General features: G+C 68.5%; 1 protein-coding gene. It reads left to right on the top strand.

All coding sequences use genetic code 11. The features are described from left to right. A partial coding sequence (locus LXT21_RS44535; RefSeq protein ID WP_254044364.1) for a non-ribosomal peptide synthetase occupies positions 1-5818 on the top strand: 5818 nt, incomplete at both ends.

Raw genomic sequence — 5818 nt, 5'->3', positions numbered from 1 at the left:
GGCGGAGGTGTTCAGCGAGGTGCTGGGAGCGAAGCGAGTCGGGAGGAAGGACGACTTCTTCGAGCTGGGAGGGCACTCGCTGCTGGCGACGCAGGTGGTGGCGCGAGTGCGCGCACTCACCGGTATCAACCTCCCACTGCGCGCACTCTTCGAAGCACCGACCATCGAAGCGCTCGCGAGACGTCTCGATTCCTCGCGCGGGGACGGCGCGACCCCAGACGTCTTCCCGCTGGTCGCACGGCCTCGCACTGGCCAGCCGCCGCTGTCGTTCGCGCAGCACCGACTGTGGTTCTTCGACCAGCTCTCGCCGGGCAGCGCCGCCTACAACGTCCCGATTCATCTCCAGGTCAATGGGGCGCTGCGAATCAACGCGCTCGAACAAGCGTTCTCCGCGTTGGTGGCACGTCACGAATCCCTACGCACCAGCTTCGCGCTTCACGATGGAGAACCAGTCCAGGTCATTCACGCGCCTGGCGACTTCCAGCTCGCCTTCGAGGAGCTGAGCGCGTCGTCCGAAGCGGACCGCCGGAGCGCGGTGCGACACCGAGCCGTCGAGGAGTCGCTGCGCCCGTTCGACCTTGGACAGCCCAGGCTCCTGCGCGCCACATTGTTCCGACTCGCCCCCGAGCAACATGTGCTGTCGCTGGTGATGCACCACATCGTCTCGGACGGCTGGTCCCTGGGCGTGCTGGTGCGAGAGCTCGGCGCGCTCTACGTCGCCTTCTCCGAGGGGCAACAGGCGCCGCTTCCCACGCTGCCGGTGCAGTACGCGGACTACGCGCTCTGGCAACGCGAGTGGCTGAGCGGAGAGCGGCTGGAGACGCAGCTCGACTGGTGGAGGCAGCGGCTCGCCGGAGCGCCCCCGCATCTGGAGTTGCCCATCGAAGGGCCTCGGCCCGCGGTCCAATCCCAGCGAGGCTCCACCGTCCCGGTCCGCCTGCCTGTCGCGCTGCGAGACGCGGTGGGCGCGCTGGCCCGTGAGACGGGAACCACGCCCTTCATGGTGTTGCTCTCGGCGTTCCAGGTGTTGCTGTCCCGCTACTCGGGGCAGGACGACATCAGCGTGGGCTCACCCATCGCGGGCCGCCGGTATGCGGAGACGGAGGGCCTCATCGGCTTCTTCGTCAACACGTTGGTCCTGCGTGCACGGGTGCATCCCACGGAGACGTTCCTCCAGCTCCTGGCCCAGGTCCGTGAGACCACGCTCGGGGCCTACGAGCACCAGGACCTCCCCTTCGAGAAGCTGGTGGAGGCGCTGCGTCCCGTCCGCGACCTGAGCCGCACCGCGCTGTTCCAGGTCCTGTTCGTGTTGCAGAACGCGCCGGTGGAGGCGCTCGAGTTCCCCACGTTGTCTCTCGTGCCGCTGGAGACGGAGGGCACCGAGGCCGCGCGCTTCGAGCTGTCGCTGAACCTGAGCGAGACCTCGGAGGGAATCACGGGGACGCTGCTGTTCAACCCGGACCTGTTCTCCGAGTCCACGGCGGCGCGCATGGTGGCGCACCTCCAGGTGCTGCTGGAGGCGATCACCTCGAACCCTGGCCAGCGCCTCTCCGAGCTGCCGTTGATGACGCCAGCCGAGCGGCAACAGATCCTGGACTCGTGGTCCACCGCCACCGCGGACTTCTCGAACGCGGCACCACTGCATGCGCTCATCGAGCAGCAGGCGGCCCGAACCCCCATGGCTCCCGCCGTGCGGTACGAGGACACGGTGTTGTCGTACGCGCAGCTCGATGCGCGCGCCAACCAGCTCGCGAGGCATCTGCGAGAACTCGGGGTCGGGCCGGACGCCCCGGTGGCGCTGTGCCTGGAGCGGAGCGTGGACCTGGTGGTGGCGCTGCTGGGCGTCCTGAAGGCCGGTGGCGCGTATGTGCCGCTGGAGCCCGCACAGCCCGCCACGCGCCTGCGCGTGCTCGTGGAGGAGGTCGCCGCGCCCGTCGTGGTGACGGAGTCTCGTCACGCTGCTTCGTTCGAGACGTGCGCCGCGCGTCAGGTCTTGATGGACCGGGACGCCGCGCTGCTCGCGAGGCATTCCACCGATGTCCCGAACGTGCGGGTCTCTCCGGAGAACGTCGCGTACGTGTTGTTCACCTCGGGCAGCACGGGACGTCCCAAGGGCGTGGCCGTGTCGCACGGGGCGCTGGTGAACTACGTCCAGGCCGCGACGGAGCGACTCGGGCTGCGTGACTGCGCGAGCTTCGCGTTGGTGTCGACCTTCGGCGCGGACCTGGGCAATACGGTGCTGTTCCCAGCGCTGTGCACGGGAGGCGTGCTGCATGTCCTCTCGTCCGCGCGCATGGGGAATCCCGTGGGCGTGGCGGAGTACTTCCATCGGCACTCGGTGGACTGCGTGAAGATGGTGCCCGCGCACCTCTCCGCCTGGTTGACGGCGCCGGAGCCGGAGCGGGTGCTGCCGCGCAAGCGACTGGTCCTCGGTGGCGAGTCCTCGACGTGGGCGTTGGTGGAGCAGGTGCGTGCCCTGGCTCCAACAGTGGAGGTGTTCAATCACTATGGCCCCACGGAGACGACCGTGGGTGTGCTCGCGGGCCCGGTGGATGCGGGGACCGTGGTGCGGGCGGCCACCGTGCCGCTGGGCCGGCCGTTGGCGAGGACGCGTGTGTACGTGCTGGATACCGAGCTGCGTCCGGTGCCAGCCGGCGTGCCGGGAGAGCTGTTCATCGGCGGCGAGCAGGTGGCTCGTGGCTATCTGGGGCGTCCTGACCTGACGGCGGAGCGTTTCAGTCCGGACCCGTTCAGTTCCGTGTCGGGGGCTCGGATGTACCGCACGGGGGACAGGGTGCGGTGGCTCGCGGATGGCAGGGTGGAGTTCCTGGGCCGCGCGGACTTCCAGGTGAAGGTGCGAGGCTTCCGCGTGGAGCCTGGAGAGGTGGCGGCGGTCCTTCGAGAACATCCCTCGGTGGGTGACGCGGTGGTGGTGGCTCGCGAGGACGCGGCCGGTGACAAGCGACTGGTCGCGTATGTCATCGCGCGGCCCTCGGGAGCCGTGGAGCTGGGGACGCTGCGAGGCTTCCTCCAGGAGCGCTTGCCGTCGCACATGGTGCCCTCGGGCTTCATGGTGCTGGAGGCGTTGCCGCTGACGCCGAACGGCAAGCTGGACCGACGGGCGTTGCCCGAGCCGGAGGCGGGTTCGCTGTCTTCGGGCGCGGTGCATGTGCCGCCCGCGACGCCGATGGAGGAGTCACTGGCCGCCATCTGGAAGGAGGTCCTGCGAGTCGAGCGCGTGAGCCGTCACGACGACTTCTTCGCGCTGGGTGGGCATTCGCTCATCGCGACGCAGGTGGTGGCGCGGCTGCGTGGCTCGTTGGGAGTGGAGGTGCCGCTGAGGGCGCTCTTCGAGGCGCCCACGCTCGAGGGTCTTGCGCGCAAGGTGGAGCAGGTCGCGCGAGTCGTCTCGGTGCCGGCCTTGCGGCCCTCCGCGCGTCAAGGGGCACTGCCGTTGTCCTTCGCGCAGCAGCGTTTGTGGTTCCTCGACAAGCTCGAGCCTGGGAGTGTCACGTACAACGTCCCGTCGGCGCTCCGGCTGGAGGGGGCACTCGACGTGGAGGCGCTGGAGCGAGCGTTCTCCGAGGTGACTCGTCGTCACGAGAACCTGCGCACCTGCTTCCCCGACGAGGGCGGTGTCCCTGTGCAGGTGGTCTCTCCGCCGTCGCCGTTCCATTTCCGCCGAGTCGAGTTGGGCGGGGAGATGGAGCAAGAGGCGACGTTGCTGCGTCTCGTCGGCGAGGAGGTGGCGCGGCCCTTCAATCTGGCGCGGGGACCGCTGCTGAGGGCGACGCTGGTGAGGCTGTCCGAGGCGTCACACGTGTTGGTGGTGGTGCTGCACCACATCGTGTCGGACGGGTGGTCGACGGGGCTGTTGGTGCGGGAGGTGGCGGCGCTCTACGGAGCGTATGCGGAGGGCAGGGAGTCGCCGCTGCGCGAGTTGCCAGTGCAATACGGGGACTATGCGGAGTGGCAGCGAGGGTGGCTGAAGGGGGAGGCGCTGGAGCAGCAGGTGGAGTACTGGCGCAAGCAGTTGGAGGGCGCGCCGAAGGCGTTGGAGTTGGTGACGGACAAGCCGAGGCCTGTGGCGCAGAGCTTCAGGGGTGGCTTCGTCCAGACGCAGTGGCCGAAGGAGTTGTGGAGGAAGGTGGAGGACGTGAGTCGTCGTGAGGGGGTGACACCCTTCATGGTGCTGCTGAGCGCGTACCAGGTGGTGCTGGCGAGGCACGCGGGGCAGCGGGACGTGGTGGTGGGATTCCCGATTGCGGGGCGTACGCACGCGGAGACGGAAGGGTTGATCGGCTACTTCGCGAACACGCTGGTGCTGAGGGGGCGTGTGGAGGAGGGGGAGACGTTCGGGGAGCTGGTGGGGAGGGCGAAGGAGGTGACGTTGGGTGCGTACGCGCACCAGGACGTGCCGTTCGAGAAGCTGGTGGAGGAGTTGCTGCCGCAGAGAGACCTGAGCCGCAGTCCGCTGTTCCAGGTGAGCCTGACGCTGCAGAACACGCCTGGGTTGAAGGTGAGTCTGGGGAAGGGGTTGGTGCTGAAGGGGCTGGAGACGGACACGAAGACGTCGAAGTTCGACCTCTCGTTGTCGGTGGGAGAGGACGCGGACGGGGTGGTGGTGGTGCTGAACTACAACAGCGACCTGTTCGAGGAGGGGACAGCGGAGCGGTTGGTGAAGCACGTGCGGCGGGTGCTGGAGGGAGGCGTGGAGGGGTGGGGGAAGAGGGTGAGGGAGCTGCCGCTGGAGACGGAGGAGGAGCGGCGTCAGGTGATGGCGTGGAGCGGGCGGGCGTCGGCGCTCGCGGAGCCGGTTGGCGTAAGGACTCGCGGACATGAACAGCTTTCGCGTGCGGACGCGCTCGATGCGCGGCACCAGCACGGTCGAAGTGCTCATGCGTCGCGTGAGCCTCTACTGGCGGAGTTGTTCGAGGCGCAGGTGGAGAAGACGCCGGACGCAGTCGCGGTTGTCGACGACGCCGGTGAGTCGCTGACGTACGGACAGCTCAACGAGAGAGCGAATCAGCTCGCGCACCACCTGAGGAGCGTGGGAGTCGGCCCCGAGGTGAGAGTGGGGCTGAGTGTGGAGCGCTCGCTGGAGTGGGTGGTGACGGTGGTGGGGGTGGTGAAGGCGGGAGGAGCGTACGTGCCGCTGGAGGGGAACAACCCGGCGGAGCGGTTGAGGTGGATGAAGAGGGAGGCGGGAGTGGCGGTGGTGGTGGGCCGCGAGGAGCTGGTGGAGGAGGTGGGGGAGAGCGCGGACGTGGTGGTGAGCGTCGACGCGGAGGCTGGGGAGATAGCGAGTCAGCCGAAGAGCAATCCGCGGCGTCGAGGAGAAGGAAGCAGCTTGGCGTACGTGATGTACACGTCGGGGAGCACGGGGACGCCGAAGGGCGTGGGGGTGCCGCAGAGGGCGGTGGCGAGGCTGGTGAAGGGAGCCAGGTACGCGAGCTTCAGCGAGAAGGAAGTGTGGTTGCAGCTGGCGCCCGTAGGCTTCGACGCGTCGACGCTGGAGGTATGGGGCGCGCTGCTGAACGGAGCAAAGCTGGTGGTGTACCCGGCGAAGGAGCTGGCGCTGGAGGAGGTGGCGGCAGCGTTGAAGAAGCACCAGGTGACGTCGCTGTGGCTGACAGCGGCGCTCTTCGAGCAGATGCAGGCGTACCAACCGGAGGCACTGGCGGGAGTGAAGCAGGTGCTGGCGGGAGGGGACGTGCTGCCGGTGCAGCGGGTGAGAGAGCGGCTGCGCGCGGGAGGCCCCCTCATCAACGGGTACGGCCCGACGGAGAACACGACCTTCACGACGACGTGGAGGATG

Source organism: Myxococcus guangdongensis (assembly GCF_024198255.1).
In the GTDB taxonomy this organism is placed as follows: domain Bacteria; phylum Myxococcota; class Myxococcia; order Myxococcales; family Myxococcaceae; genus Myxococcus; species Myxococcus guangdongensis.
This window is presented reverse-complemented; position numbering and strand designations above follow the sequence as displayed.